The organism is Mesorhizobium sp. B3-1-9 (genome assembly GCF_006439595.1).
Lineage (GTDB): Bacteria > Pseudomonadota > Alphaproteobacteria > Rhizobiales > Rhizobiaceae > Mesorhizobium.
On sequence record NZ_VFTJ01000005.1, the window covers coordinates 50,794 to 75,434 of the forward strand.

The window sequence follows — 24,641 nt, forward strand, 5'->3', positions numbered from 1 at the left end:
AAGATGGTCGGCAAGGTGCTCAGGAAAGCCCGCCGGGACTTCATGTTCCGCTACGGCCGGCGACTGCGCCAGCTGGAGCATTGGCTGGTCGCGAAGCTTGCTATCGTTCTGCTCTCGCTGCTGCGCCTTCTGCCGCCGGACAGCGCGCTCAATTTCGCCGACCGCATCGCCCGCCGCATCGGTCCGATGGTCGGACGCCATCGCGTTGCGGTCAACAATCTGCGCCTTGCCTATCCGCAAAAGAGCGACGCCGAGGTCGAAGCCATCGCGCGCGACATGTGGGGCAACATGGCCCGCCTCGCGGCCGAGTACATCTTCCTCGACGCGCTGTTCGACTTCGATCCGAACGCTTCGAAGCCGGGCCGGGTCGAGGTGCGCGGCGTCGAGCATTTCCTCGAGATCGCCGATGAGAAGAAGTCGCATATCCTGTTCACCGGCCATCTCGGCAATTTCGAGTTGCTGCCGGTGGCCGCAGCCACGTTCGGCATGAACATCACGGCGCTTTTTCGCCCGCCGAACAACCCGTATCTCGCCGACTACATTCACTCGACGCGCCGCTCCTCGATGGGTGCCCTGCTGCCCTCCGCCGCCGGCGCGTCGTTCGCCCTTGCCGCCATCCTGGAGAAGGGCGGCAATATCGGCGTGCTGGTCGATCAGAAATTCTCGGGCGGCGTGGACACGACTTTCTTCGACCGCCGGTGCCAGAGCAACCCGATGCTCGGCATGCTGGCCCGTCACTATGACTGCGATGTCTACCCCGCCCGCTGCGTCAGGCTGCCGGGCAACCGCTTCCGTCTGGAAATAGAGGACAGGCTGACCTTGCCGCGCAGCGAAAGCGGCAGTGTCGATGTCGCTGCCACCACCCAGCTGCTCACCGATGTGGTCGAGCGCTGGGTGCGTGAGGACCCTGGGCAGTGGATGTGGTTCCACAAGCGCTGGGAAATCAGCGGGCGTCGCCGCAAGCGCGGACAGGCGAGGACGACAGCCGGCCAGTAACCCGGTCGCTCCGCCGTCCCGGATCAGTTGGCGACGACGATCCGCGTGTTGCCGAAGCCGACTTCCTTGACCATCGCATAGAAGGTCGCTGCGTTGGCCGGATGCAGGCGCACGCAGCCATGCGAGGCCGGGCGCCCGAGATTTCTTACCGACCCCGTGCCGTGAATGGCGTAGCCGCCGTGGAAGAACACCGAATAGGGCATCGGCGAGTTGTCATACTTGCGCGAATACCACATCCGGGCGGTCCATTGCGGCCGATAGCTGCCGCGCGGAGTGAAGTAGCCCTTGCGCGCGGTCGACACGCTCCAGCGATAGACCACCTGGCCGTATTTGCTGACGGTCATGGTCTGCGACGAGACGTCGATATTGGCGACCAGCGTGGCCGCCCGGCTTGCGACGGACATGCCGAACAACGCGGTTGCCAGCACGGTTGCCATGAGAACGAACTTTTTCATGCGATCAAACCCCTTTGATTGCCCCCTGCCATTCGCGCGGTTTTTCCATCTTTTTGCGGGCAGATGCGTTAAGTACCACACACTCCTTGACGATTCCGCCAATCCAATGCGACGAATTTGAACGATTTTCGCGGTATAGTTGCCACGTCGCCACGCACCCTCTGAAGTTTAGGCGAGGTGTTGGTCCATGCCCGGACCGTCGTGTGGCAATGAGCGACTGGTTGCTTGCAAAAGTGCTGCGTTCCTTCTTCAATCCGCCGGATGAATGAACGACTTCTCAAGGCGGTCGAGGACCGGGTCGACGACCTCGTTGCGCTGACCGCGGACCTGATCCGCTTTCCGACCGTCAACCCGCCAGGCGAGGCCTACCGGCCATGCGCCGAGTTTCTTGGCGCGCGTCTCAGGAAACGCGGCTTCGAAACCGAGTTCATCCGTGCCGAAGGCGCGCCCGGCGACAGCGACCGCTACCCGCGGGTCAATGTCGTCGCCCGCTTCGACGGCCGCTCGCCCGGCGCCTGCGTGCACTTCAACTCGCATATCGACGTGGTCGAGGCCGGCGACGGCTGGACCGTCGATCCCTTTGCCGGCGTGGTGAAGGACGGCAGGGTCTATGGCCGCGGCGCCTGCGACATGAAAGGCGGCCTGGCCGCCTCCGTCATCGCCATCGAAGCCTTCATGGAGGTTTATCCAGATTTTCCGGGCGCCATCGAGATATCGGGCACGGCGGACGAGGAATCCGGCGGTTTCGGCGGCGTCGCCCATCTGGCGCGGCTCGGCTATTTCTCGAAGCCGAAAGTCGACCACGTCATCATCCCCGAACCGCTGAACAAGGACCGCATCTGCCTTGGCCACCGCGGTGTCTGGTGGGCCGAGATCGAGACCAAGGGCGAGATCGCGCACGGCTCTATGCCGTTCCTCGGCGACAACGCGGTGCGCCATATGGGCGCCGTGCTGCAAGCCTTCGAGGACGAGCTGTTCCCGGCCCTCGACCGCAAGATGACGCGCATGCCGGTGGTGCCGGAGGGCGCCCGGCGCTCGACCATGAACATCAATTCCATCCATGGCGGCCAGACCGAGGATTTCCGGCCGGGCCTCCCCTCGCCCAATGTGCCGGATTCCTGCCGGCTCACCATCGACCGGCGTTTCCTGCTCGAAGAGGACATCGCCGCCGTCAAAGGCGAAGTCACGGGCATCCTCGAGCGGCTGAAGCGCGAGCGCAAGAAATTCGACTACGAGATCCGCGACCTGATGGAGGTTCTGCCGCTGATGACCGAGCGCGACGCGCCGGTGGTGCAGGCTGTCGCGAATGGCATCATGGCGGTGTTCGAGCGCGAGCCCGACTATGTGATCTCGCCCGGCACCTACGACCAGAAGCATGTCGCGCGCATCGGCCACCTCTATGACTGCATCGCCTATGGCCCGGGCATTCTCGACCTTGCGCATAGGCCGGACGAATGGGTGGGCATCGCCGACATGGTGGAATCGGCCAAGGTGATGGCGATCGGTCTCAATGTGCTTTTGAGAGGAACGACGGACTGATCGGACGACAGTGGGAAAAACATTCCGCCGGGCGAGGCAAGGCAGCATGAAACGCGATTTACTCGCGCGCGAAATCACGCTTCTATCCGCCAGCTTGAGCACGTTTGAGCAAATGGGAGTTCAGCGATGAAACTGTGGAAGACCATCTTGGCCGCGGCTGCGCTGTCGCTTGCCGCCGCCACGTCGGCCTTTGCCGCGCGCACCGATCTCACGCTCGGGATCGTGCTCGAGCCGCCGCATCTCGATCCGACCGCCGGCGCGGCCGCTGCCATCGGCGAAGTCACCTATGCCAATGTCTTCGAAGGGCTGGCGCGCATCGACGACAACGGCCAGGTCGAGCCCGCTCTCGCCGAGAGCTGGGCCGTCTCCGACGACGGCAAGGTCTACACGTTCAAGCTGCATTCCGGCGTGAAGTTCCACGATGGCTCGGCCTTCAGCGCCGACGACGTGAAATTCTCGCTGGACCGAGCGCGCGCCAAGGATTCGCTCAATCCGCAAAAGCAGCTCTTTGCGCACATCACCGATGTCACGGCGGTCGATCCGTCGACCGTCAAGGTCACTCTCGACGGGCCGCAGGGCAGTTTCCTCTACGACATGGGCCAGGTTGCGGCGGTGATCGTGGCGAAGGGGTCGGCCGACGGCAATAAGGACAAGCCGATCGGCACCGGTCCATTCAAGCTCGATCACTGGGCCAAAGGCTCCGAGATCACGCTCGTCAAGAACTCGGACTACTGGGGTACGCCCGCCGCGCTCGACAAGGCGACATTCCGTATCGTGCCCGACGCCGCCGCGGCTGTCCCCGCATTGCTCTCGGGCGACATCCAGGCTTTCGCCAACATGCCCGCGCAAGACGCGCTTGCACAGCTCCAGTCCGATCCGCGCTTCAGCGTCGTGATCGGCTCGACCGAGGGCGAGACAATCCTGTCGATCAACAACAAGAAGCCACCTTTCGACAAGCTTGCGGTGCGGCAGGCGCTCGCCTCGGCGATCGATCGCAGTGCCATCATCGACGCAGCCTCGAACGGTCTTGGAAAGCCGATCGGCTCTCATTTTTCGCCAGGCGATGCGGGCTATGTCGATCTCACCGGCGTCTACCCGCACGACATCGCCAAGGCCAAGGAGTATCTGAAGGAAGCGGGGTTGGAGAACGGCTTTTCGGCCACGATCAAGCTGCCGCCCGTACCTTACGCACGCGATGGCGGCCAGGTGATTCAGTCCCAACTGAAGGAGATCGGGGTCAATCTGCAGATCATTCCGGTCGAATGGGCGGAGTGGCTGAGCCAGGTCTTCACCAACAAGGACTACGACCTGACGATCGTTTCCCATGTCGAGCCAAACGACATCGATATCTATTCGCGGCCCGGCTACTATTTCCAGTATGACAATCCGAAGTTCAACGATGTCATCGAGGAGCTCGGCACCACGGTCGACAAGGACAAGAGGCTGGAGCTGCTGGGTGAGGCACAGAGGATTCTCGCGCACGACGTGCCCGCCGTCTACCTGTTCGAGCTGCCCAAGATTGGCGTCTGGGACGCCAAGCTGCAGGGCATGTGGACGAACTGGCCGATCGAGGCTGACGATCTCACCAAGGTGAAGTGGACGGATTGAGGCCGGCGCGATCGCCCGATCGCCTCCCATGACCGCATACCTCGTAAAGCGCCTGATCATCGCGGCCCTCACACTGGTGCTGGCCTCGATGGTGGTGTTCGCGGTCATGGAGATCCTGCCCGGCGACCCGGCGCGCCTGATGCTGGGCCTCAATGCCAGCGCCGACCAAGTCGAGGTGCTGCGCAACCAGATGGGGCTGAACGCGCCGCTGGTCCTGCGCTACCTGCACTGGGCGGCGGGCTTGCTCAGCCTCGATTTCGGCCGCTCCTACACTTATTCGGTCCCCGTCATCGACCTCGTGCGCGAGCGCATCGCCGTCTCCCTGCCGCTGGCGCTGATCGCGCTGGCGCTCTCGACCGTCATCGCCATCCCGGTCGGCGTGTTCTCGGCCAGCCGCCAGGGCCGGGCCGGCGACACGCTGGCCATGGGCGCCGCCCAGCTCGGCGTCGCCGTGCCGAATTTCTGGTTCGCGCTGATGCTGATCTACCTCTTCGCCGTCTGGCTGCGTCTGGTGCCGGCCGGCGGCTTTCCGGGCTGGGGCGCCGGTATCTGGACGGCGTTGAAGTCCTTGGTCTTGCCGGCCGTGGCCCTGGCGCTGCCGCAGGCGGCGATCCTGGGGCGCGTCGCCCGTTCGGCGCTGATCGAGGTGCTCAACGAAGACTATATCCGCACCGCGCGCGCCAAGGGCCTGCCCTATCGCGCCGTGCTCTGGCGCCATGCGCTGCGCAACGCCATGATCCCGGTGCTGACAATCCTCGGCCTGCAATTCGCCTTCCTGCTGGCCGGCACCATCATCATCGAGAATGTTTTTTACCTGCCGGGCCTCGGCCGGCTGATCTTCCAGGCCATCACCCAGCGCGACCTAATCGTCGTCGAAAGCATCGTCATGCTGCTGGTCGCCGCCGTGATCCTGATCAACCTCGTTGTCGATTTCTCCTACGCCATCGTCGACCCACGCCTCAGAGGCCGGCAATGACCATGCGCGTCGACCTGCCCGAGGAAACCCTTGCCGGCGTGCTGGCCAAGGCTTTTGGCAATCGCTCTTTCCTGATCGGGCTTGTCATCACGCTGCTAATCGTGGCGGTCGCGCTCCTCTCCTTCGTCTGGACACCTTACGACGTCACAAAACTGGTGATCGCCGACAAGACGCAGGCGCCCTCCTGGGCGCACTGGTTCGGCACCGATCATTTCGGCCGCGACATCCTGTCGATGATCATGGTCGGCGCCCGCAATTCGATCGCCGTCGCGCTGGTCGCGGTCGGCATCGGCATGGGCATCGGTGTGCCGCTTGGCACCTTCGCGGCGGCGCGCGGCGGGATAGCCGACGAGGCGCTGATGCGCGTCAACGATCTCGTGTTCGCCTTTCCGGCCTTGCTCTCGGCAATCATGATCACCGCGATCTTCGGCCCGGGCGCCGTCAACGCCATCATCGCCATCGGCATCTTCAACATCCCGGTCTTCGCCCGCGTGGCGCGGGCCGGAGCTTTGGCCATCTGGCCGCGCGAATTCATCCTTGCCGCGCGCGCCGCGGGCAAGGGCATGACGCGCATCACCGTCGAGCACATCCTGCCCAACATCGCCACGCTGCTGCTGGTCCAGGGCACGATCCAGTTCGCGCTCGGCATTCTCGCCGAAGCCGGGCTTTCCTATGTCGGCCTTGGCGCCCAGCCGCCGATGCCGAGCTGGGGCCGCATGCTGTTCGACGCGCAGACGCGCATGGTGACCGCACCCTGGATGGCGATCTTCCCCGGCATGGCGATCGTCGTCACCGTGCTCGGGCTGAACCTGCTCGGCGACGGCATTGCCGACATCCTCGATCCAAAATCACGGCGGCGCCGATGAGCCTGCTCGAGATCGAAAACCTGTCGCTTTCGATCGGTGATACGCCGATCCTGAAAGGCGTCGAGCTGACAATCGCGCCCGGCGAGGTGGTCGGCCTGGTCGGCGAATCCGGCTCCGGCAAGTCGATGACAGCGCTGACGATCATGCGGCTTTTGCCGCATCTGGCCCGCGCCGAAGGCCGCGTCGCCTTCGACGGCATCGATATCCTTGCCGCGAGCGAAGACCAGATGTGCGCCCTGCGCGGCGATGACATCGGCATGGTGTTCCAGGAACCGATGACGGCGCTGAACCCGGTCAAGACCATCGGCGAGCAGGTCGCCGAAGGCATCCGCTGGCACACCAGGGCGGGCCGCGCCGAGGCCGAGGACCGCGCGCGAAAGATCCTCGATCGCGTCGGGCTGCCGGAGGCCAAATTCCCGCTGTCGCGCTACCCGCACGAACTGTCCGGCGGCCAGCGCCAGCGCGTCGTCATCGCCATCGCCTGCGCGCTTAAACCGAAATTGCTGATCGCCGACGAGCCGACGACGGCGCTCGACGTGGTGCTGCAGGCCCAGATCCTCGACCTTTTACGCAATCTGGTCAGGGAAAACCGCATGGGACTCATGCTCATCTCGCACGACCTCGCGGTTGTGACCGAGATGGCCGATCGGCTGACTATCCTGCGTCACGGCGAGGTGACGGAGGCCGGCGACACCGCACGCACGCTGTCGGAGCAACAGCATCCCTACACGCGCGACCTGGCGTTGGCCTCCATGCATGTGCCGGCGCGCTCGAAACCGCACCTTGCCGGCTCGGCAAAACCCTTGCTCGAAGTCGAAAACGTCGGCCGGGACTATCCGGGACGGCGCATATCCCTGTTTCGGCCGGCGCAATCGATCCGCGCCGTCGAGGATGTCTCGCTCACCATCGAGCCCGCCCAATCGGTGGCGCTGGTCGGCCGCTCGGGCTGCGGCAAGTCCACGCTTGCCCGCATGATCCTCGCCCTGGACAAGCCGACGGCGGGCACGATCCGCTTTCGCGGCGAGGCCATCACCGGCAGGCCGGAATCTGCGCTGAGGCCGGCCCGGCGCGACATGCAGGTGGTGTTCCAGGATCCTTACGGCTCCTTCGACCCGCGCCAGAAGGTGGAGAAGCTGGTGGCCGAGCCGCTGCATCTTCTGGAAAAGCAGCCGGCAAAGGCTGAGAGCCGCGAGATGGTCGCGCATGCGCTCGATGAAGTTGGCCTTGGGCGGCGCGACATGGACAAATACCCGCATGAGTTCTCCGGCGGCCAGCGCCAGCGCCTGTCGATCGCCCGCGCCATCATCACGCGGCCGAAGTTGGTGGTCGCCGACGAGCCGGTCTCGGCGCTGGACGTCTCGATCCGCGCCCAGATCCTCGACCTTTTCGCCGAGCTCAATCAGAAGCTCGGCATCGCCTATCTCTTCATCACCCATGACCTGACGGTCGCCCGCGCCATGGCGGACGAAGTGCTGGTCATGCATGAGGGCAAGATCGTCGAACGCGGCCGGGCGGCCGAAGTGCTCGACCATCCGCGCTCGGAAGCGGCGCAGGCGCTGGTCGCGGCGGCGCCCGACCTTCACCGCGCCATCGCGCGGCGCATGCAGGAACAGGGGTGAGCCAGCCTCCTCTTTTTGACGCAATTCCGGGCAGAAGGCTACGGCGAAGTCGCTGAGCTTAAACGCTCACGCTTGTCCTGGAATTGCTTCAGCTCTCCGGCTTCACCAAATCGACGGGGCTGATGTCGAGCAGGTCGAGCGTGCGGCGCAGGAGCTTCACCTCGCTCTCCGCCAGCTTGGCATCGGCCTTGGCGATCTCAGCCATGTGGCGCGCAAGCAGCTTTCGGCGCTCGACATCGAGGTCGCGGAACAGCGCGATCGCCTGCGAGCCATTGGTCTCGTAGCCATAATCGTTGAGATATTCGATGACGCTGTCGATCGAGGCCTCCGGAATGCCGAAGGCTTCCTTGCAGATATGCCGGAAGACGACCATCTCGCTCTCCGAGACCGAGCCGTCGGCCAGGATCATGCGGAACAGCATCAAGAGTTCCGCCGACAGCACCGGGTCGTCCGCCACCTTGCGCACACCCGGGTCACCGTCGAAGATCGAACGTATCTGGTCGAGCAGCGCCATCGCCACCAAGCTCCCTTTGCGATTCCGATTGGATTGTTAGAGCAATTCCAGGAAAAGTGTGAGCGTTTAGGCGTGGAATTGGTCTTGCGCAAACTGGTGGGGCGTGATGGAAGCTGCGGCTTCCTTCCAAACACCCCTCCCCGATGATCGACCTTACCCTGCAGACCGTCCTCATCCTCATCGCCGCCGCCTTTGCCGCCGGCTTCGTCGACTCGATCGCCGGCGGCGGCGGGCTGATCACGATCCCGGCGCTGCTGCTCGCCGGCTTTTCGCCGGTCGCGGCACTTGGCACGAACAAATTGCAGGGCATGTTCGGGTCCGGCTCGGCCACCATCCATTATGCCGCCAACGGTCAGGTCGACCTGCGCCGCCAGCTGCCGTCGGCGCTGCTGGCGCTTGTCGGCGGCGCGGTCGGCGCCCTGTTAGCGACGGTCGTGCCCGGCGATTTCCTGCGCGCCCTGCTGCCGCTGCTCCTGATCGCCATCGCCCTCTATTTCGCGCTGAAGCCGAACATGAACGACGTCGACCGCGCCGAGCGGCTATCGCCTTTCCTGTTCGGGCTGATCATCCCGCCGCTGATCGGCTTCTATGACGGCGTCTTCGGTCCCGGCGCCGGCTCCTTCTACATGCTCGCCTTCGTCACCCTTGCCGGCTACGGCGTGCTCAAGGCGACGGCGCATACCAAGCTGCTCAACTTCGCTTCCAACATCGGCGGTTTCGTCGTCTTCGCCGCCGTCGGCGTCATCGATTGGAAGATCGGCTTGATGATGGGCGTGGCGCAGTTCATCGGCGCCCGTGTCGGCGCGAGCCTTGCCATCCGCATCGGCGCCAAGCTGATCAAGCCGTTGCTGGTGGTCGTCTGCCTGGCGCTCGCTGTGAAGCTGCTGGCCGATCCGGCCAATCCCTTACGCCAGCTCATTGGTATGTGAGGCGCATGCTGGTAGAATTCGGGTGTTGCGAATCAGGTTGGAGGGACCAGACATGAATCTCAGTGCGCCCACCCAGATCGTGTTCATTATTTCGTTGGTCATCGCCGTCATCGGCCTTATCGCCGCGCTTGGCGTTCTTGCATTCATTCCGCTTGCGTCCGTTTGGATCATGCTCATCGCCTATATCGTGCTTGCCGCCGGCTGTTTGATGCGCGGCACCTAAAGCAATTCCAGGAAAAGTTTTCCGTCCCGAATTGCGTTAACCGTTAATAGCCAATCTCAGGCAACTCGGAGCGCCCGGCCCTGCCGGGCGCTTTTGATTCTTGCGAGCATATTCTGATAGGCTCTCGGCATGTCCGACGAGACAGAGCGCCTTCGACAGGATAACCGCTCTCCGACCATCCATTTCGAGATGGTGCGGCGCAAGCCCCCCGCCTCGCTGGCCGGCATTGTCACGGATATCTGCGGCTATCGCGAGACATTGCCCGGCCATTTCCGCATCGTCGAATATGCTTCGCTGACCGTGCCGCTGGTGATCAGCTTCGCCGAAGCCTTCGCCATCGGCCTCGGTCACAGCCCGGGCGACAACGATCGCTACGCCAGTTTCGCCGCCGGTCTCTATGCTGGGCCGGTCATGGTCGAATCCTTCGGCGGCTCCTGCTGCGTCCAGGTCAATTTCACGCCGCTTGGCGCCAGGCGGTTCTTCGGCCTGCCGATGAGCGAGTTGCGCGATCGCATGGTCGGGTTGGACGACGCGCTGGGCTTTGACGGCATGGCATTGCGCGAACGGCTTGGCGAGGCATCGGATTGGAACGCGCGCTTCGACATTGCCGAGGGCTTCATCGCCGGCCGACTTGCGGAGGCGAATGCGCTTTCGCCCGAAATCGCCTGGGCGTACAGAACAGTCATCATGTCGGGCGGCCGCACCCGTGTTTCGGCGCTCGCCGGCGAGATCGGCTGGAGCCGCAAGCATCTGGCGGCGAGATTCACCGACGCGATCGGCATCGGCCCGAAGACATTGTCGCGCATCGTGCGCTTCAACCGCGCGCTCTCGCTGTCCAGGCGGCAGGAAGACGACTGGGCCGGCATCGCCGCCGATTGCGGCTACGCCGACCAGGCGCATCTGGTGCGCGAGTTCCGTCAGTTGGCCGGAGAAACGCCGACCGGGTTCGCGGCGTCGATGTAGGCCTGACCGAGGTAACATTTCTTCAAGACGCCGAAACCGCTTTCGCACAGGCTGGCATTCATCAACCGACACAGGGAGATTGTCATGCCGACAGCAAACGAAGCACCCCGCCTCTATCCGGCCCTGCGCTACAGGAACGCCGCTAAGATGATCGACTGGCTCAGCGAGGCCTTCGGCTTCGAACTGCGCGCCCGCTATGGCGAGGGCGACATCGTCCACCACGCCGAGCTCACTTTCGGTTCCTCGATGATCATGCTGGGCACGGCGCGCGACGACGATTACAGCAAGATGGTCGGCGAGCCCGGCGGCGGCGGCAAGTCGATCTACATCGCCGTCGACGACGCCGATGCCACCTATGCCAAGGCGAAGAAAGCCGGCGCGAGAATCATCCAGGAACTGGTCGACCGCGACTATGGCAGCCGCGAGTTCATCTGCCTCGACCCGGAAGACAATGTCTGGTCCTTCGGCACCTATTGGCCGAAGGCGGGAGAGAAGGCGTAGGAAGTCTCACCGACGTTGGGGATTGGCAACAGCGCCTGAACTTCGTCATCCACGGGCGAAGCAAGGAGCGAAGCGACGCGCGCAGACCCGAGGATCCATTCCGTTACTTTCGCCGAAGAATGCAGCGGAGCGAATTCTGCACCGTTGCAACACCTTGACGTCACGGAATGGGTTCTATGATCTGCGCGCGTCGCTTCGCTCCTTGCTCCGCCATAGAATGACGACCGCATGAACGGCTCGGCTAATCGCCAAGGCACGCGATCCTCAGGCACATCCGGCCGGTCCAGTCCCCCTGCGGTGGAACTGACCTATCGCGCCAGTCTAAAAATAGCATCGCAGTCGAGATGCCGCTCCAGCTCGTCCGCGACCTCGTCCAGCGCCCTCTCGACGTCCGCGCGATAGTCGATGCCGCCTCCCCTGACGCCAAGGCTCTGCAGGTAGGCGGCGCGAAAGGCGTCGGCGGAAAAAAGCCCGTGCAGATAGGTGCCGATCACCTTGCCGTCGGCGGTAACCGCGCCGTCCTCGACACCGTTGAGGATCGTCGACGGCCGCGCCGTGTCCGGGCCGGTGGTGCGGCCGAGATGGATCTCGTAGCCTTCGAGCGGCAGGCCGAACTGCACCGAATGCGCGCTTGAATTGCGCACGGTCTTTTCGGGCTCCATCACCGTTTCGATGTCGAGCAGGCCGAGGCCCTCGGCCTCGGTCACGCTGCCTTCGATGCCGTCCGGGTCGGTGACCCTTCTGCCGAGCATCTGGTAGCCGCCGCAAATGCCGACGACATGGCCGCCGCGCTTGCGGTGAGCGAGAAGATCCCGATCCCAGCCGTTCTCGCGGAATTTGAGCAGGTCTCCGATCGTCGACTTCGAGCCGGGGACGACAACCAGCCCGGCATCTTCCGGCAGCTTCTTGCCCGGCGGCACGAACACGACCTCGACCTGCGGCTCGGCTTTCAGCGGGTCGAGATCGTCGAAATTGGCGATGCGCGCCAGCATCGGCACAGCCACCTTCAGCGCCCGTTTCTCGCCGGAAGCGAGGCGCTCGAGCACGACCGAATCCTCCGAAGGCAGCCGGCCGGCCGCCTTCAGCCACGGCACGATGCCGAAGCAGCGCCAGCCGGTGAAGGTCTCTATCGCCTTGATCCCGTCGTCGAACAACGACACATCGCCGCGAAACTTGTTGATGAGATAGCCGGCGATCATGCGCCGGTCTTCCTCCGGCAGGATGAGATGCGTGCCGGCCACCGAAGCGATGACGCCGCCGCGGTCGATGTCGCCGGCCAGGATCACCGGCACATGGGCGCGCGTCGCAAAACCCATATTGGCGATGTCGCGGCTGCGGAGGTTGATCTCGGCGGGCGAGCCCGCGCCCTCGACGATGACGAGGTCTGCGCCCTCGCCCACCTTGGCCCAGGAATCGAGCACCGCATCCATCAGTCCGGTTTTCATCGCCTGGTAGTCGCGCGCCCGCGCTTCGCCATAGACCTTGCCCTGAACCACCACTTGCGAGCCGATATCGCTCTGCGGCTTGAGCAGCACCGGGTTCATATGGACAGTCGGCCGGACGCCGCAGGCCAGCGCCTGCAGCCATTGCCCGCGGCCGATCTCGCCCTCGCCGGCCTTGTCGCCGCCGGGAATGTCAGCGACGGCGGCGTTGTTCGACATGTTCTGCGGCTTGAACGGCCTGACCTTCAGCCCGCGGTTCTTCGCGGCGCGGCAAAGCCCCGCGACCAGCACCGTCTTGCCGACATCCGAGCCGGTGCCCTGCAGCATGATCGCCTTGGCCATCAGCCTCTGCCTCCCGAGCCGATCGTCGACTTCTGCGCCAGCGGCCCGCCGCGCCAGAGATAGAGAGCCATCAGCGGCTCCTTGCCCGTGCGCATGGCATGGCTGACGTTGGAGGCGTGGTGAATGACCTCGCCGGCGTCGCGAGTATGGAAACCGCCTTCGCCCATCCGCCATTCCGTGCCGCCGGTCAGCGGGACGTAGATTTCCTCGGCGATGTGGTGGTGGTCTGGATAGACGATGTCCGGCCCGAGGATCAGCAGCCCGGCCGCAACCGCGTCATTGACGAAATGCCCGCGCATGCCGAACACTTCCAGCCAGCCGTAATTGTCGACAAAGCCCTGCCCGAAATCGGCGGCGGTATAGGTCTGCCCCCAGCGTAACTCACCCCGATGGTCGGCAACGAACCGCGCCAGCGGCTGGGCGTCGGCCGGCGCAAGCTCGGCGATGCGATCGAGATAGCCAAGGCAGCCAAGCGCCCGCGGTTCGAGCGAACGGACAGGCATGTCCCAGCCGATGCGCGCGACTTCGTCCGCGACCAGATTATTGTCGGCGCCGGCGAGATAGGCGTGGAACCGGTCCAGCAACTCATCGAAAATTGTCGGCACGTACGAGCTCCGTTGGTCATTTCACGCACAGCCGGTCCGCAGGAAGCCGGGTTGCGCGGCGGCATCATTGGTCTAGATTGAACGGTGCGCAAAGCCAAAAACGACAGGCCAGAAGGCCTGAAACGACAGGGAGCACGCCATGGACGCGACAGTCGATGCGGGCACTGGCCAGTTCGAACTCAACGAGCAACAGCGCGCCATCCAGGAGATGGCCCAAGCCTTCGCGGCGGACCGCGTCGCGCCCAATGCGCTCGACTGGGACAAGACAAAGCACTTCCCCGCCGATGTGATCCGTGAGACCGGGCCGCTCGGCCTCGGCGGCATCTATGTGCGCGACGATGTCGGCGGCTCGGCGCTTGGGCGGCTCGATGCGGTGCTGATCTTCGAGGCTCTGGCCCACGCCGACCCGGCCTTCTCCTCTTTCATTTCCATTCACAACATGGCGGCCTCGATGATCGACCGCTTCGGCAGCGACGAGCAGCGCCAGCGCCTCCTGCCGAAACTGACCTCGATGGAATGGCTGGCGAGCTATTGCCTGACCGAGCCCGGCTCGGGCTCGGACGCAGCGGCGCTTAAGACGCGCGCGATGAAGAGCGGCGGCGACTATGTCTTGAACGGCGCCAAGCAGTTCATCTCCGGCGCTGGCGACAGCGACCTTTATGTCGTGATGGCGCGCACCGGTGCCGATGGTCCGAAAGGCATCTCGACCTTCGTCGTGCCGAAGGACGCACCCGGCCTTTCCTTCGGCGCCAACGAGCACAAGATGGGCTGGCACATGCAGTCGACCCGCCAGGTCATCTTCGACGACTGCAAGGTGCCGGCCGAAAACCTGCTTGCCGCCGAAGGCGCCGGCTTCGGCATTGCCATGGCGGGGCTCGATGGCGGCCGGCTCAACATCGCCGCCTGTTCGCTGGGCGGCGCGCAGTCGGCGCTCGACAAGGCGCTGGCCTATACGGCCGAGCGCAAGGCCTTCGGCGCCAAGATCAACCAGTTCCAGGCACTGCAGTTCAGGTTGGCCGACATGGAGACGGAGCTGCAGGCGGCCCGCATCTTCCTCTACGCCGCCGCTTCCAAGCTCGACCGCAAGGCGTCGGACGCCGGCAAATGGTCGGCGATGGCCAAGCGCTTCGTCACCGATATCGGCTTCGATATCGCCAACCAAGCGCTGCAGTTGCATGGCGGCTACGGCTATCTGCACGATTACGGCATCGAGAAGCTGGTGCGCGACCTGCGCGTCCACCAGATCCTCGAAGGCACCAACGAGATCATGCGCGTCATCATCGCGCGGGCGCTGATTGGTAGGCAGTAGGCAGTAGGCAGTAGGCAGTAGGCAGTAGGCAGTAGGCAGTAGGGAAAGATGATCGGCAAGATAAACTCGTACAAGGATTTGATCGTCTGGCAGCAGGCCATTGATTTGGCTGTGGCTACCTACTCCTTGACCAAGGCATGGCCAAAAGAGGAATTGTATGGGCTGACCAGCCAAATTCGCCGCTCAGCCACATCTATCCCTGCAAACATTGCGGAAGGTTACGGCCGAGATAACACCGGCTCTTACCAGCAGTTTCTCAGGATAGCCCAAGGCTCTCTAAAGGAGCTTGAAACGCATCTCCAGATCGCTGAACGCGTCGGCCTGACCACTCGTGATGAGGTTCATCATATGCTGTCAGCCACAGAAGCCATCGGAAAAATGCTTCGCCAGCTTATTATCAAACTCGCACCTGAATAGACCCCTACTGCCTACTGCCTACTGCCTACTGCCTACTGCCTACTGCCTACTGAAATCACGGGAGCACTACTATGGCAACGATCGCCTTCATCGGCTTGGGCAATATGGGCAATCCGATGGCCGCCAATCTGGTCAAGGCGGGGCATGCGGTGCTGGGCTTCGACCTTGTGCCTGAAAATCTTACGGTTGCGAAAGAGCACGGCATTACAGTCATGGCCAATGCCGTCGCCGCGGTGAAGGACGCCGATGTCGTCATCACCATGCTGCCGGCCGGCAAGCATGTGCTGTCGGTTTATGAGGACATCGCGCCCAAGGCAAAGAAAGGCGCGCTGTTCATAGATTCCTCCACGATCGATGTCGAATCGGCGCGCAAGGCGCATGCGATTGCCGCGAAGCATGGCTTGCAGTCGATCGATGCCCCGGTTTCCGGCGGAACGGGCGGCGCCGCGGCCGGCACGCTCACCTTCATGGCCGGTGGCTCGGATGACGCTTTCGCCGCCGCCGAGCCGATCCTGAAGCCGATGGCCGGGCGTGTCGTTCACTGCGGCGGCGACGGTGCCGGCCAAGCCGCGAAGATCTGCAACAACATGATCCTCGGTATCTCGATGATAGGCGTCGCCGAAGCCTTTGTGCTCGCCGAAAAGCTCGGCCTGTCGCACCAGGCGCTGTATGATGTCGCCTCCACCTCGTCGGGCCAATGCTGGTCGCTGACCACCTATTGCCCGGTCCCCGGCCCTGTTCCGGCCTCGCCGGCCAACCGCGACTACAAGCCCGGCTTTGCCGCGGCCCTGATGCTAAAGGACCTGAAATTGTCGCAGGAAGCCGCGCAGGGCGCGGGCGCCGTGACCCCGCTCGGCGCCGAAGCCACGCAGCTCTATGCCTTGTTCAACGCCCAAGGTCATGCCGGCGCCGATTTTTCCGGAATTATTAATTTCCTGCGCGGAAATCCGGCGTAAGATACTGATTTTCTAAGGTTATTTTCGATATCCGCCGGTCAGAAGCCGGCAAATTTAGATTTGCTTAAGGTCTCGCTAACTCACCGGTAACGATGTGCCTTTAAAACGGACTGCGAGGCGGACATCGCGTCTGCCCGGCGCTCCGGATCAGGTCTCGCGTACCGGAGCCCGTAAATTTCGCAAGTATTCCTGTAGCGAAATGCCATGCGTATCTGGCAGAGCCGCGTTCCCGAAGGGACGCGGTTTTTGCGTTTCTGGAACATCGAGATCGAACGGGCGCCCCTTTTCGAAGAGCGCCCGAAATCAATTACCGCTTCCGCAAATCCGCGTCCGCGAGATCGAGCGCCTTGGCGATGCGCTCGCAGGCCATGTCGATCGTGTCGCGGGTCCAGATCAGCGGCGGCGACAGGATCATCGTGTCGCCGGTAGCCCGCAACATCATACCGTTCGCGACCGCATGGTCGCGCACCGCGACCGCGGCGCTTCCCGAGGGCAGATAGCGTTCCTTGGTCGCCTTGTCCTTGACGATCTCGATCGCGCCCATCAGGCCGATCGAACGCACCTCACCAACCAGCCTGTGCCCGGCGATCCGTTCCTGCAGCGCCTGCGCGAAATAGGGGCCGGTGTCGTTCTTGACGCGCTCGACCAGCCCTTCCTTCTCGATGATCTCGAGGTTCTTGAGCGCCACCGCGCAAGCCACCGGGTGACCGGAATAGGTGTAGCCGTGATAGAACTCGCCTCCTTTCTCGACCAGCGTCCTGGCCACACGGTCGCCGACCAGCAGCGCCGACAGCGGCTGGTAGCCCGAGGTCAGCGCCTTGGCGGTGGTGATGGTGTCGGGCTCGATCCCGAACGTCTGCGCCGCGAACCATTCGCCGGTGCGGCCATAGCCGGTGATGACCTCGTCCAGCATCAACAGCACATCGTATTTGCGGCAGATGCGCTCGACTTCCGGCCAGTAGCTCATCGGCGGGATCTTCACCCCGCCCGCGCCCATCACCGGTTCGCCGATGAAGGCGGCGACCTTGTCGGCGCCGGCTTCGAGGATTGCATCCTCGACCGCCTTCGCCGCGCGGATGCCGAAATCATGGTCGCTTTCGCCGGGCAGCGCGAGTTCATAGGCATAGGGCATCATCACATGGACGATGTTGGGCACCGCGCCGCCGAGCTGCTTGTGCATCGGCTCCATGCCGCCCAGCGACGTGCCGGCTATCGTCGAGCCGTGATAGGCCGACTTGCGCGAGATGACGCGGTTCTTCTCGGGCTTGCCTTCGAGCGCCCAATAGTGGCGGACGAGCCTGAGCGCCGTATCGTTGGCCTCCGAGCCGGACGAGCCGTAGAAAACCTGGCTGACATGCTTGGGCGCGAGTTCCGCCAGCTTCTTCGACAACAGCACCGGCGTCGGCGTCGAGCATTTGAAGAAGGAGTTGTAGTAAGGCAGCTCCTTCATCTGCGCGTAAGCCGCCTCGGCCAGTTCGTCGCGGCCATAGCCGACATTGACGCACCACAGGCCCGCCATGCCGTCGAGGATTTCGGTGCCGTCGGCATCGTAGATGAACGGGCCGTTGGCATGGGTGATGATGCGCGAGCCGGTTTCACGCAGTTCCTTGTGGTCGGTGAAGGGATGAAGGTGATGCGCGGCATCAATCTGCTGAAGCTGCTTCAGCGAATAATTCTGATAGGTCATGGGTTTGATCTTTCCTCTTGAAACCAATCCGGCGGGAGCCGGAGGCGGATTCGTCAGAGGAAGGCAGGCGGCGAATAGCCGATGCGGGCGCACAGCCGCAAAAGCTCGGCGCGCAGCGTCCGCGGTGACGGCGTCACCGCGACCCCGAAGGCGCCTGATGTGCTGAAGCGGATCATGACGGCAGCTTATGCCGCCTCAGGCCCAAAATTCAAGCGGTTCCAGTCAGGCGGTCTTACCGAGCGACCGCTTGAGGAACATATAGCGCATCGCCGTCTGCGCCGCTTGCGGCCGGCGGTCGCCGCGCCCGCCATGGCCGCCTTCGGTTTCCTCGAAGAACAGCGTCTTGCCGTGACCTGCCTCCTGCAGCCGCGCCGCCATCTTGCGCGCATGTCCGGGATGCACGCGATCGTCGGCGGTCGAGGTCATCAACAGGACCGGCGGATAGGCGGCATCGGCCTTGACATGTTGATAGGGCGAATAGGCGCCGAGCCAGGCCGCCTCCTCCGGCTTCGACGGGTCGCCATATTCGGCGATCCAAGAGGCGCCGGGCGGCAGTTCGGTGTAGCGCAGCATGTCGAGCAACGGCACGTCGATGATGACGGCGCCGAACAGTTCCGGGCGCTGCGTCAGCGACGTGCCGGTGAGCAGGCCGCCGTTGGAGCCGCCGTGGATGCCGAGCTGCGCCGCCGTGGTGATGCCGCGCTTGACCACATCCTCCGCGACGGCAGCGAAATCGTCGAAGGCGTTCTGGCGCTTGACCTTGAGCGCGGCCTGGTGCCAGGCCGGACCGAACTCGCCGCCGCCGCGGATGTTGGCCTGGACATAGGCGTTGCCCTTGTCCAGCCAGAGCTTGCCGCGGATGCCGGCATAGCCCGGCAGCAACGGCACCTCGAAACCGCCATAGCCGTAGAGCAGCGCGGGGACCGGTCCTTTCTGGTCGCGGCGCCGCACCACGAAATACGGGATCATCGTGCCATCCTTCGAGCGCGCCTCGAACTGCTCCGAAACATAAGGCGAGGCGTCGAAGCGGGCCGGCTGCGACTTCACCGTTTCAAGTGTCTCGCCATTGTCGTCCGACCAGATGATCGAGCTCGGCGTCAGGAAATCGGTGAAGGAGAAGGAGACGCTCGAGCCGAAATGCTCGACATGGCTGATGCCGACATTGCCGTTGTCGGGCAGCGCGATCCGTTTCAGCGACCAGCCTTCGGCCGTACGGTCGCAGGCGATGACCTTGCCGCGCACATTGTCCATCAGGTTGATGAACAGCCGGTCCTGCGTCCTGGCGAGACCCGCAATGGAAACGCGGTGCTCCGGTTCGAGGAGCGTCTCGATCCGTTCGAACGCACCCGTTTCAATCCAGCGATCGAAATCGACCGAATAGAGCCCATCGGGCAGGCAGCGCGTGCCGTCCGGCGCCGTCCAGGGGCTGCGCACGCCGAAGATCAATTGGCCCTTGAAGATCGCCGTGTCGGTGGCGTCGTCGGGCAGCGGGATGCGCCGGTTCTCGCCCGAAGCCAGCCGCAGGAAACTGTGGGAGGTGAAGAAATCGAGCGTCTTGCCGAGCAGCACATGCCGCTTGTCGCCGTCATGCTCCACGCCGCCACCGACCGCGAGATGTTGCTTTTCGCCTTCGAAGATCGGCGTCGCGTCCTCGAGCTTGGTGCCGCGCCGCCACAGCTTGATCACGCGCGGATAGCCGGACTGCGTCCTGTCGTCTTCCTCGAAAGCGGCAGAGACGATGACGGTATCCTTGTCCAGCCAGGAAAAGCCCGACTTGGAAGCACGCGCGGAAAAACCGCCATCGACAAAGGACCTCGTCGCGATGTCGAACTCGCGCATCTCGCTGGCGTCGCCGCCATCGGGCGACATGTAGAGCAGGCAGCGGTTGAAATCGGGATAGAGCCGACTCGCCCCGCCGAACACCCATTTGATGCCTTCCTTCGCCGAGAGCTGGTCGAAATCGATGATCGTCTCCCAATCCGGCTTGTCGGTCTTGTAGGAAGCGACGGGCGTGCGCCGCCACAGTCCAAGCGCATTGGTCTTGTCCTGCCAGAAATTATAGACGTAGCCGGCAAGCGCCGCCCCGACCGGCATATTGTCCTCGGCGGTCATCAGGTCGAGCGCGGTTTCGAATGTCGCCTGATAGGAAGGATCGCCCTGCAGTTCGGCGACCGTCAGCGCGTTCTGGCGATGAACCCAGTCCAGCGCTTCCTCGCCGTTGCGATCCTCCAGCCAGAGGAAGGGATCGTTGGCGGTCAATTCGGGCTGGGTTTTGGTCATCGTGCTGGTCATGCAGGTCTCCATCTGGCGACCTCGCCTACATCGCGTTCGCTGCCTTGATATTCAAGAGCCATGTCGGGACCGATTACAAAACCCGCTGGCGCGCGATCGTCGCCGCCGCCAGCGCCGCGCAGATTGCGCCAAGCGTGACCGGCAGGCCGGCGGCGCCGATGACATCCATAACGCCACCGGTGAGCGGCGGCACGATGATGCCGCCAAACCCCCACGTCAGCGAGAAGGCGGCATTGCCGGCGACCAGCGCCGAGCCAGTGAAGCGTTCGCCGAGCTCGATGATCGACATCGTGTAGATGCCGTAGGAAACGGCGCCCCAGATAAAGACGCAGCCCCAGATCAGCGGCGTCTCGATCAGCGCCGGCAAAAGCGCGCATCCAAGGATAGTTACCGCCACGCAGCCGAACCGCACCAGGCGCGCCGTCAGTTTTTCGGCGAGCAGGCCGAGCGGCACCTGCATGGCGATGTTGCCGGCGATCATTACCGACAGCAGCGCCGACATGCGCGCCTCGGGAATGCCATGATGCGTCCCATAGACCGGCAGCAGCGCCAGTATAGCCTGCTCGAAACCGGCCGCGACGACGACCGCCGACATCAGCAGCCAGGCCAAGGGTATGAAGCCCAGCACCGAAACCTTGTTATCGGCCTCGTCGACCTTCGGCAGCCGCTTCACCACCACGGCCAGGCAACCGCCGCAGAAGAGGAAGGCTAGAATACCGACCAGGAAAGGCGGCCAGCCTTCGGTGCCGACGGCAAGCAGGCAGAGCGGTCCGGCCGCGAAGCCCGCCGAGATGATTGTCGAATAGATGCCCATGACGCGGCCGCGCCGAGCCGGCGGCGCAAGCGCAATCACCCAGATTTCGCTCAAGACATAGAGCGGGTTGGTCACCACGCCGATCAGGAGGCGCAGCGGAAACCACAGATAGACATTTTGCGCCCAGCCGATCAGCGCCAGCACCAGCGCCGAGAGCGCCGCGCAAGTGAGCGCGGTGCGCCCTGCCCCGAACCGGCGCGCCAGCCCCGGGATCAGTGGCGAGGACAGGATGAAGCCGACCGGCGTCATTGCCGCCGACAGCCCGATCACCGCCGGCGAAACGCCCTGACGCTGCAGGATGAAGCTGAGCAGCGGATAGGAAAGTCCTTGCGCGATGGCGAAGACAGACACGGTCGCGATCACGCCGGTGATCGCGGCCCACTGCACCGTCTCGCCGCGCTCCGAACCAGCCAGAGCCATCGGTCTTGCTCCAATCGCCTGGAGGCTTAGCCGGTATGGCCGGCTGCCGTAAGAGCCAACTGGCGGCGAAAGCGCATGTTCCAGCCAGTCCCTGTCAGGAGCGCTGGCGCTGCAAGGTACGGTACAAGGCGAACGCCACCAGCAACATATCGAGCCCAACGATGACGGCAGGCAGCCCGAGCGGGCCGATCGCCTGCATCAGGGCCCCGGCGCCGGGCGGGCCGACAATGCCGCCGACGCCCCACAGCAACGCGAAGGCTGCATTGCCGGTGACCAGCAGCGAGCCCTTGAAGCGGCTGCCGAGCTCGACCAGCGCCATCGTGTAGACGCCGTAGCCGACCGCGCCCATCACCAACAGCACGCCCCAGATCAGCGGCGTGGCGATCAGCAGCGGCAACAGGATCGCGCAGACCGTCGTCGCCACCGCACAGGCGAGGATCATCGGCCGCCCGCCGAAGCGTTCGGCGAGCAGGCCAAGCGGGATCTGCAGGACGATATTGCCCAGCGAAAGCATCATCACCAGGGCGGCAAGCATCGCTTCGGGCAGGCCGTAGCCCGCGCCGAAGACAGGCACCAACGCATAAGTGCTCTGCTGAACGGCGGCGGAGACCAGCACGGCCAAAAGCAGCGCCGGCGCGAGCCGCGCGAAACCGACAAAACTACCGGCGGGCTGGCCATCGTCCTCGAAACCGGTGAGCTTGGAGGAGACGAGGCGCAGAATGACCGCGCAAAGCGCGAAGCCGGCAATGCCGACGCCGAAAGGCGCCCAGCCGGCGGTGCCGACAAGGGTTAAGGTAAACGGCCCGGCCGCGTAGCCGGCGCCCATCAGTGTGTTGAACACGCCCATGACACGCCCGCGCCGCGATGGCGGCGCCAGCGACAGCGCCCAGACCTCCCCAAGCACATAGAGCGGGTTGATGACCACGCCGATGATGAAGCGGATAACGTACCAGGCGACCCAGTTCTGCAGATAGCCAATAGCCAGGAAGCACAGCGCGCCGACCAGCGAGCAGCCGACCGCCAGGTTGCGTGCGCCGACCAGCCGCACGGCCGCCGGCACGAAGGAGGCCGACAGGATCAGCCCGACCGGCATCATCGCCGCCGACAGGCCGATCAGGCCGGGCGACAGGCCTTGCTTCTGCATCAACAGCGTGAACAGCGGCGAACTCAGCCCTTGCGCCGCGCCGAACATCGCAAGCGCCGCCGTGACGCCGGCAAGGGCTGCCCATTGCGGTCGATCTTCGGCGGTCTGGGCGGAAGCAGTCATTGTGGCTCGCAATTGAACAATCACGGCATCATTATCAGTGGCGAGAGCCCTCCTGATGCCTCAGCGGAAGCAATTCGGCGATCCAGTCCGCTCCCCTTCCGTCATGTCGCTTCCCTCGCCCTAGTGGTCGCCGCCTCCTCACCGGCGACATTGCCGCCAGTTCATTATGCCGCCAATTTCGCATCCTCACGAGGCTTCTCATGACTGCCGCCCTCCATCCCGCCGAACCGGCATTGGCAACAGATCGCGCCCGCCGTGGCGGCCGCGCGGGAAAGCGCGCCGGCGGCTCGGCCGCCTTCGAGCAGCCCGTCTTCCGGCAGCTGAAGAACCCGCTGACCCCGACTAGGCTCGTGTCCGATGACGAATTGGAATCAATCCACCTCGCCTCGCTGCGTGTGTTGAGGGAAATCGGCGTCGACGTTCTGCACGACGAGGCCCGCCGCATCATGAAGGCGCATGGCGCGGACGTGCGCGAAGGCTCGGAGCGCGTGCGCTTCGACAGCGACATGATCCTCGAGCTTGTCTCGCACTGCCCGTCGGAATTCACCCTGCATGCCCGCAACCCGGCGCATAATCTGCGCTTCGGCGGCAACAACGTCATCCTGTCGATGATGGCTTCGGCGCCGAACTGCTCCGACCTCGACCGCGGCCGCAGGCCTGGCAACCAGGCCGATTACCGCAACTTCCTGCGGCTCGCGCAGATGCACAACATCCTGCACTGCACTGGCGGCTATCCGGTCGAGCCGATCGACATCCATCCGTCGGTGCGGCACCTGGAATGCATTCGCGACCTCGCCATGCTGACCGACAAAGTCTTCCACATCTATTCACTCGGCAAGGAACGCAACGTCGACGGCATCGAGATCACCCGCATCGCGCGCGGCATCAGCCGCGAGCAGCTGATGCAGGAGCCTTCGGTCTTCACCATCATCAACACCAATTCGCCGCTCAAGCTCGACGTGCCGATGATGGAAGGCATCATCCAGATGTCGAGCATGGGCCAGGTCGTGATCGTCACGCCGTTCACGCTGTCGGGCGCCATGGCGCCCGTCACCGTCGCCGGCGCGCTGGTGCAGCAGAACGCTGAGGCTCTCTCCGGCATCGCCTTCGCGCAGATGGTGAAGAAGGGCGCGCCGGTCGGCTATGGCGGCTTCACCTCCAATGTCGACATGAAGTCCGGCGCGCCGGCCTTCGGCACGCCCGAATATATGAAGGCGCAGCTTGTCGGCGGCCAGCTTGCCCGCCGCTACAACATCCCGTACCGCACCTCCAACACCTGCGCCGCCAACACGGTCGACGCGCAGGCCGCCTATGAAAGCGTGTTCTCGCTGTGGGGCGCCATCCAGGGCGGCGGCAACCTGATGATGCACGGCGCCGGCTGGCTTGAAGGCGGCCTGCGCTGCTCCTACGAAAAGACCATCCTCGACATAGATCTTTTGCAGATGGCGGCCGAGTTCCTCACCCCGCTCGACCTCTCCGAGGACGCGCTCGGCTTCGACGCCATCCAGTCGGTCGGCCCCGGCGGCCATTTCTTCGGCACCCCGCACACGCAGGCGCGTTACAAGACCGCCTTCTATTCGCCGATCGTGTCCGACTGGCGCAACTTCGAGACCTGGACCGAGGCCGGCTCGCCGACGGCAATGGAGCGGACCAACAAGGTCTGGAAGGAGCGCCTTGCCTCCTACGAGGAGCCCTATATGGATCCGGCCATCCGCGAGGAACTCAACGACTTCGTCGAGAAGCGCCGCGCCGAAGGCGGCGCGCCGACGGATTTCTGATCATCTGTGTTGAGGATGAATAGTCGACCCCCACTCCGTCGAGCTGCGCTCGACACCTCTCCCCCGATCGACGGGGGAGAGGAAAGGCGCGAGGCGATTCCAGTTGGCGCCCTTCCTCTCCCT

23 protein-coding genes are annotated in these 24,641 nt (G+C 64.1%); 14 read left to right on the top strand and 9 right to left on the bottom strand.

Features of this window, described 5'->3' with window-relative positions; all coding sequences use genetic code 11:
* The first annotated feature begins 3 nt into the window (after positions 1-3).
* Positions 4-996, top strand: coding sequence for a lipid A biosynthesis lauroyl acyltransferase (locus FJW07_RS10735; protein WP_140785850.1), 993 nt, complete (start codon positions 4-6; stop codon positions 994-996).
* A gap of 23 nt (positions 997-1,019) precedes the next feature.
* Here FJW07_RS10735 and FJW07_RS10740 read toward each other — a convergent pair whose 3' ends face one another.
* The gene (locus FJW07_RS10740) at positions 1,020-1,451 is read right to left on the bottom strand and encodes a L,D-transpeptidase (protein WP_140647951.1); all 432 of its coding nucleotides are present in this window, start codon (positions 1,449-1,451) and stop codon (positions 1,020-1,022) included.
* 261 nt (positions 1,452-1,712) lie between these two features.
* Here FJW07_RS10740 and FJW07_RS10745 point away from each other — a divergent pair, with 261 nt between their 5' ends.
* The 5 genes from FJW07_RS10745 to FJW07_RS10765 all read left to right on the top strand — a co-directional run bounded on the left by FJW07_RS10745 (position 1,713) and on the right by FJW07_RS10765 (position 8,059).
* Complete coding sequence (locus FJW07_RS10745) at positions 1,713-2,990, top strand: acetylornithine deacetylase/succinyl-diaminopimelate desuccinylase family protein (RefSeq protein ID WP_140856308.1); 1,278 nt, start codon at positions 1,713-1,715, stop codon at positions 2,988-2,990.
* Between the two features lie 126 nt (positions 2,991-3,116).
* Positions 3,117-4,598: an ABC transporter substrate-binding protein gene (locus FJW07_RS10750; protein WP_140785852.1), complete on the top strand. Its 1,482-nt coding sequence runs from the start codon at positions 3,117-3,119 to the stop codon at positions 4,596-4,598.
* 28 nt (positions 4,599-4,626) lie between these two features.
* A complete protein-coding gene (locus FJW07_RS10755; RefSeq protein WP_140785853.1) occupies positions 4,627-5,574 on the top strand; it encodes an ABC transporter permease in 948 nt (315 codons plus the stop codon).
* On the top strand, positions 5,571-6,440 hold the full coding sequence (locus FJW07_RS10760) for an ABC transporter permease (protein ID WP_140785854.1): 870 nt from the start codon (positions 5,571-5,573) through the stop codon (positions 6,438-6,440). The genes FJW07_RS10755 and FJW07_RS10760 overlap by 4 nt, the downstream gene beginning before the upstream one ends.
* On the top strand, positions 6,437-8,059 hold the full coding sequence (locus FJW07_RS10765) for a dipeptide ABC transporter ATP-binding protein (protein WP_140856311.1): 1,623 nt from the start codon (positions 6,437-6,439) through the stop codon (positions 8,057-8,059). The genes FJW07_RS10760 and FJW07_RS10765 overlap by 4 nt, the downstream gene beginning before the upstream one ends.
* 88 nt (positions 8,060-8,147) lie before the next feature.
* Here the strand turns inward: FJW07_RS10765 and FJW07_RS10770 are convergent, their stop codons facing one another.
* A complete protein-coding gene (locus tag FJW07_RS10770) occupies positions 8,148-8,579 on the bottom strand; it encodes a TerB family tellurite resistance protein (RefSeq protein ID WP_140785856.1) in 432 nt (143 codons plus the stop codon).
* Positions 8,580-8,716: 137 nt separating this feature from the next.
* Between FJW07_RS10770 and FJW07_RS10775 the strand changes: the two genes are divergently transcribed.
* The 4 genes from FJW07_RS10775 to FJW07_RS10790 all read left to right on the top strand — a co-directional run bounded on the left by FJW07_RS10775 (position 8,717) and on the right by FJW07_RS10790 (position 11,189).
* A complete protein-coding gene (locus FJW07_RS10775; protein ID WP_140785857.1) occupies positions 8,717-9,502 on the top strand; it encodes a TSUP family transporter in 786 nt (261 codons plus the stop codon).
* 52 nt (positions 9,503-9,554) lie between these two features.
* Positions 9,555-9,725 carry a hypothetical protein gene (locus tag FJW07_RS10780; RefSeq protein ID WP_140653476.1) on the top strand — a complete coding sequence of 57 codons (171 nt, stop codon included), beginning with the start codon at positions 9,555-9,557 and terminating at the stop codon, positions 9,723-9,725.
* Between the two features lie 129 nt (positions 9,726-9,854).
* Positions 9,855-10,688, top strand: a complete 834-nt coding sequence (locus tag FJW07_RS10785) for an AraC family transcriptional regulator (RefSeq protein ID WP_140856312.1) — start codon at positions 9,855-9,857, stop codon at positions 10,686-10,688.
* Positions 10,689-10,772: 84 nt separating this feature from the next.
* Positions 10,773-11,189, top strand: coding sequence for a VOC family protein (locus tag FJW07_RS10790; protein WP_140856314.1), 417 nt, complete (start codon positions 10,773-10,775; stop codon positions 11,187-11,189).
* 308 nt (positions 11,190-11,497) lie between these two features.
* Here FJW07_RS10790 and FJW07_RS10795 read toward each other — a convergent pair whose 3' ends face one another.
* Positions 11,498-12,973 carry a cobyric acid synthase gene (locus FJW07_RS10795; RefSeq protein ID WP_140856316.1) on the bottom strand — a complete coding sequence of 492 codons (1,476 nt, stop codon included), beginning with the start codon at positions 12,971-12,973 and terminating at the stop codon, positions 11,498-11,500.
* Entirely contained in the window at positions 12,973-13,578 is a 606-nt protein-coding gene (locus FJW07_RS10800) for a dimethylsulfonioproprionate lyase family protein (protein ID WP_140647962.1), read from the bottom strand. Before FJW07_RS10800 ends, FJW07_RS10795 begins: the two co-directional genes overlap by 1 nt.
* Positions 13,579-13,717: 139 nt before the next feature.
* Here FJW07_RS10800 and FJW07_RS10805 point away from each other — a divergent pair, with 139 nt between their 5' ends.
* The 3 genes from FJW07_RS10805 to mmsB all read left to right on the top strand — a co-directional run bounded on the left by FJW07_RS10805 (position 13,718) and on the right by mmsB (position 16,260).
* Positions 13,718-14,887, top strand: coding sequence for an isobutyryl-CoA dehydrogenase (locus FJW07_RS10805; RefSeq protein WP_140856317.1), 1,170 nt, complete (start codon positions 13,718-13,720; stop codon positions 14,885-14,887).
* A 48-nt stretch (positions 14,888-14,935) separates the two neighbouring features.
* Entirely contained in the window at positions 14,936-15,304 is a 369-nt protein-coding gene (locus FJW07_RS10810) for a four helix bundle protein (RefSeq protein WP_140647964.1), read from the top strand.
* Positions 15,305-15,375: 71 nt separating this feature from the next.
* Positions 15,376-16,260 (top strand): 3-hydroxyisobutyrate dehydrogenase, encoded by an 885-nt coding sequence (mmsB, locus tag FJW07_RS10815; protein ID WP_140856319.1) that lies wholly within the window; start codon positions 15,376-15,378, stop codon positions 16,258-16,260.
* Between the two features lie 307 nt (positions 16,261-16,567).
* Here mmsB and FJW07_RS10820 read toward each other — a convergent pair whose 3' ends face one another.
* The 5 genes from FJW07_RS10820 to FJW07_RS10840 form a co-directional block, all read right to left on the bottom strand.
* Positions 16,568-17,947 carry an aspartate aminotransferase family protein gene (locus FJW07_RS10820; protein ID WP_140856321.1) on the bottom strand — a complete coding sequence of 460 codons (1,380 nt, stop codon included), beginning with the start codon at positions 17,945-17,947 and terminating at the stop codon, positions 16,568-16,570.
* 53 nt (positions 17,948-18,000) lie between these two features.
* Positions 18,001-18,123, bottom strand: a complete 123-nt coding sequence (locus FJW07_RS10825; RefSeq protein ID WP_041003987.1) for a hypothetical protein — start codon at positions 18,121-18,123, stop codon at positions 18,001-18,003.
* Positions 18,124-18,169: 46 nt separating this feature from the next.
* Entirely contained in the window at positions 18,170-20,239 is a 2,070-nt protein-coding gene (locus FJW07_RS10830; protein ID WP_140856323.1) for a prolyl oligopeptidase family protein, read from the bottom strand.
* Positions 20,240-20,312: 73 nt separating this feature from the next.
* On the bottom strand, positions 20,313-21,473 hold the full coding sequence (locus tag FJW07_RS10835; RefSeq protein WP_140856325.1) for an MFS transporter: 1,161 nt from the start codon (positions 21,471-21,473) through the stop codon (positions 20,313-20,315).
* A gap of 94 nt (positions 21,474-21,567) precedes the next feature.
* Positions 21,568-22,740 carry an MFS transporter gene (locus tag FJW07_RS10840; RefSeq protein WP_140856327.1) on the bottom strand — a complete coding sequence of 391 codons (1,173 nt, stop codon included), beginning with the start codon at positions 22,738-22,740 and terminating at the stop codon, positions 21,568-21,570.
* A gap of 200 nt (positions 22,741-22,940) precedes the next feature.
* Here FJW07_RS10840 and FJW07_RS10845 point away from each other — a divergent pair, with 200 nt between their 5' ends.
* Complete coding sequence (locus FJW07_RS10845; RefSeq protein WP_140856329.1) at positions 22,941-24,518, top strand: trimethylamine methyltransferase family protein; 1,578 nt, start codon at positions 22,941-22,943, stop codon at positions 24,516-24,518.
* The last annotated feature ends 123 nt before the right edge of the window (positions 24,519-24,641 follow it).

Bases quoted from the DNA above. Each gene is read 5' to 3' on its own strand.
- FJW07_RS10750 (WP_140785852.1), top strand. From the start codon at position 3,117: ATGAAACTGTGGAAGACCATCTTGGCCGCGGCTGCGCTGTCGCTTGCC.
- FJW07_RS10820 (WP_140856321.1), bottom strand. From the start codon at position 17,947: ATGACCTATCAGAATTATTCGCTGAAGCAGCTTCAGCAGATTGATGCC.
- FJW07_RS10810 (WP_140647964.1), top strand. From the start codon at position 14,936: ATGATCGGCAAGATAAACTCGTACAAGGATTTGATCGTCTGGCAGCAG.
- FJW07_RS10795 (WP_140856316.1), bottom strand. From the start codon at position 12,973: ATGGCCAAGGCGATCATGCTGCAGGGCACCGGCTCGGATGTCGGCAAG.
- FJW07_RS10785 (WP_140856312.1), top strand. From the start codon at position 9,855: ATGTCCGACGAGACAGAGCGCCTTCGACAGGATAACCGCTCTCCGACC.
- FJW07_RS10840 (WP_140856327.1), bottom strand. From the start codon at position 22,740: ATGACTGCTTCCGCCCAGACCGCCGAAGATCGACCGCAATGGGCAGCC.
- FJW07_RS10790 (WP_140856314.1), top strand. From the start codon at position 10,773: ATGCCGACAGCAAACGAAGCACCCCGCCTCTATCCGGCCCTGCGCTAC.
- FJW07_RS10830 (WP_140856323.1), bottom strand. From the start codon at position 20,239: ATGACCAGCACGATGACCAAAACCCAGCCCGAATTGACCGCCAACGAT.
- mmsB (WP_140856319.1), top strand. From the start codon at position 15,376: ATGGCAACGATCGCCTTCATCGGCTTGGGCAATATGGGCAATCCGATG.
- FJW07_RS10845 (WP_140856329.1), top strand. From the start codon at position 22,941: ATGACTGCCGCCCTCCATCCCGCCGAACCGGCATTGGCAACAGATCGC.
- FJW07_RS10805 (WP_140856317.1), top strand. From the start codon at position 13,718: ATGGACGCGACAGTCGATGCGGGCACTGGCCAGTTCGAACTCAACGAG.
- FJW07_RS10780 (WP_140653476.1), top strand. From the start codon at position 9,555: ATGAATCTCAGTGCGCCCACCCAGATCGTGTTCATTATTTCGTTGGTC.
- FJW07_RS10745 (WP_140856308.1), top strand. From the start codon at position 1,713: ATGAATGAACGACTTCTCAAGGCGGTCGAGGACCGGGTCGACGACCTC.
- FJW07_RS10760 (WP_140785854.1), top strand. From the start codon at position 5,571: ATGACCATGCGCGTCGACCTGCCCGAGGAAACCCTTGCCGGCGTGCTG.
- FJW07_RS10755 (WP_140785853.1), top strand. From the start codon at position 4,627: ATGACCGCATACCTCGTAAAGCGCCTGATCATCGCGGCCCTCACACTG.
- FJW07_RS10735 (WP_140785850.1), top strand. From the start codon at position 4: ATGGTCGGCAAGGTGCTCAGGAAAGCCCGCCGGGACTTCATGTTCCGC.
- FJW07_RS10775 (WP_140785857.1), top strand. From the start codon at position 8,717: ATGATCGACCTTACCCTGCAGACCGTCCTCATCCTCATCGCCGCCGCC.
- FJW07_RS10835 (WP_140856325.1), bottom strand. From the start codon at position 21,473: ATGGCTCTGGCTGGTTCGGAGCGCGGCGAGACGGTGCAGTGGGCCGCG.
- FJW07_RS10740 (WP_140647951.1), bottom strand. From the start codon at position 1,451: ATGAAAAAGTTCGTTCTCATGGCAACCGTGCTGGCAACCGCGTTGTTC.
- FJW07_RS10825 (WP_041003987.1), bottom strand. From the start codon at position 18,123: ATGATCCGCTTCAGCACATCAGGCGCCTTCGGGGTCGCGGTGACGCCG.
- FJW07_RS10765 (WP_140856311.1), top strand. From the start codon at position 6,437: ATGAGCCTGCTCGAGATCGAAAACCTGTCGCTTTCGATCGGTGATACG.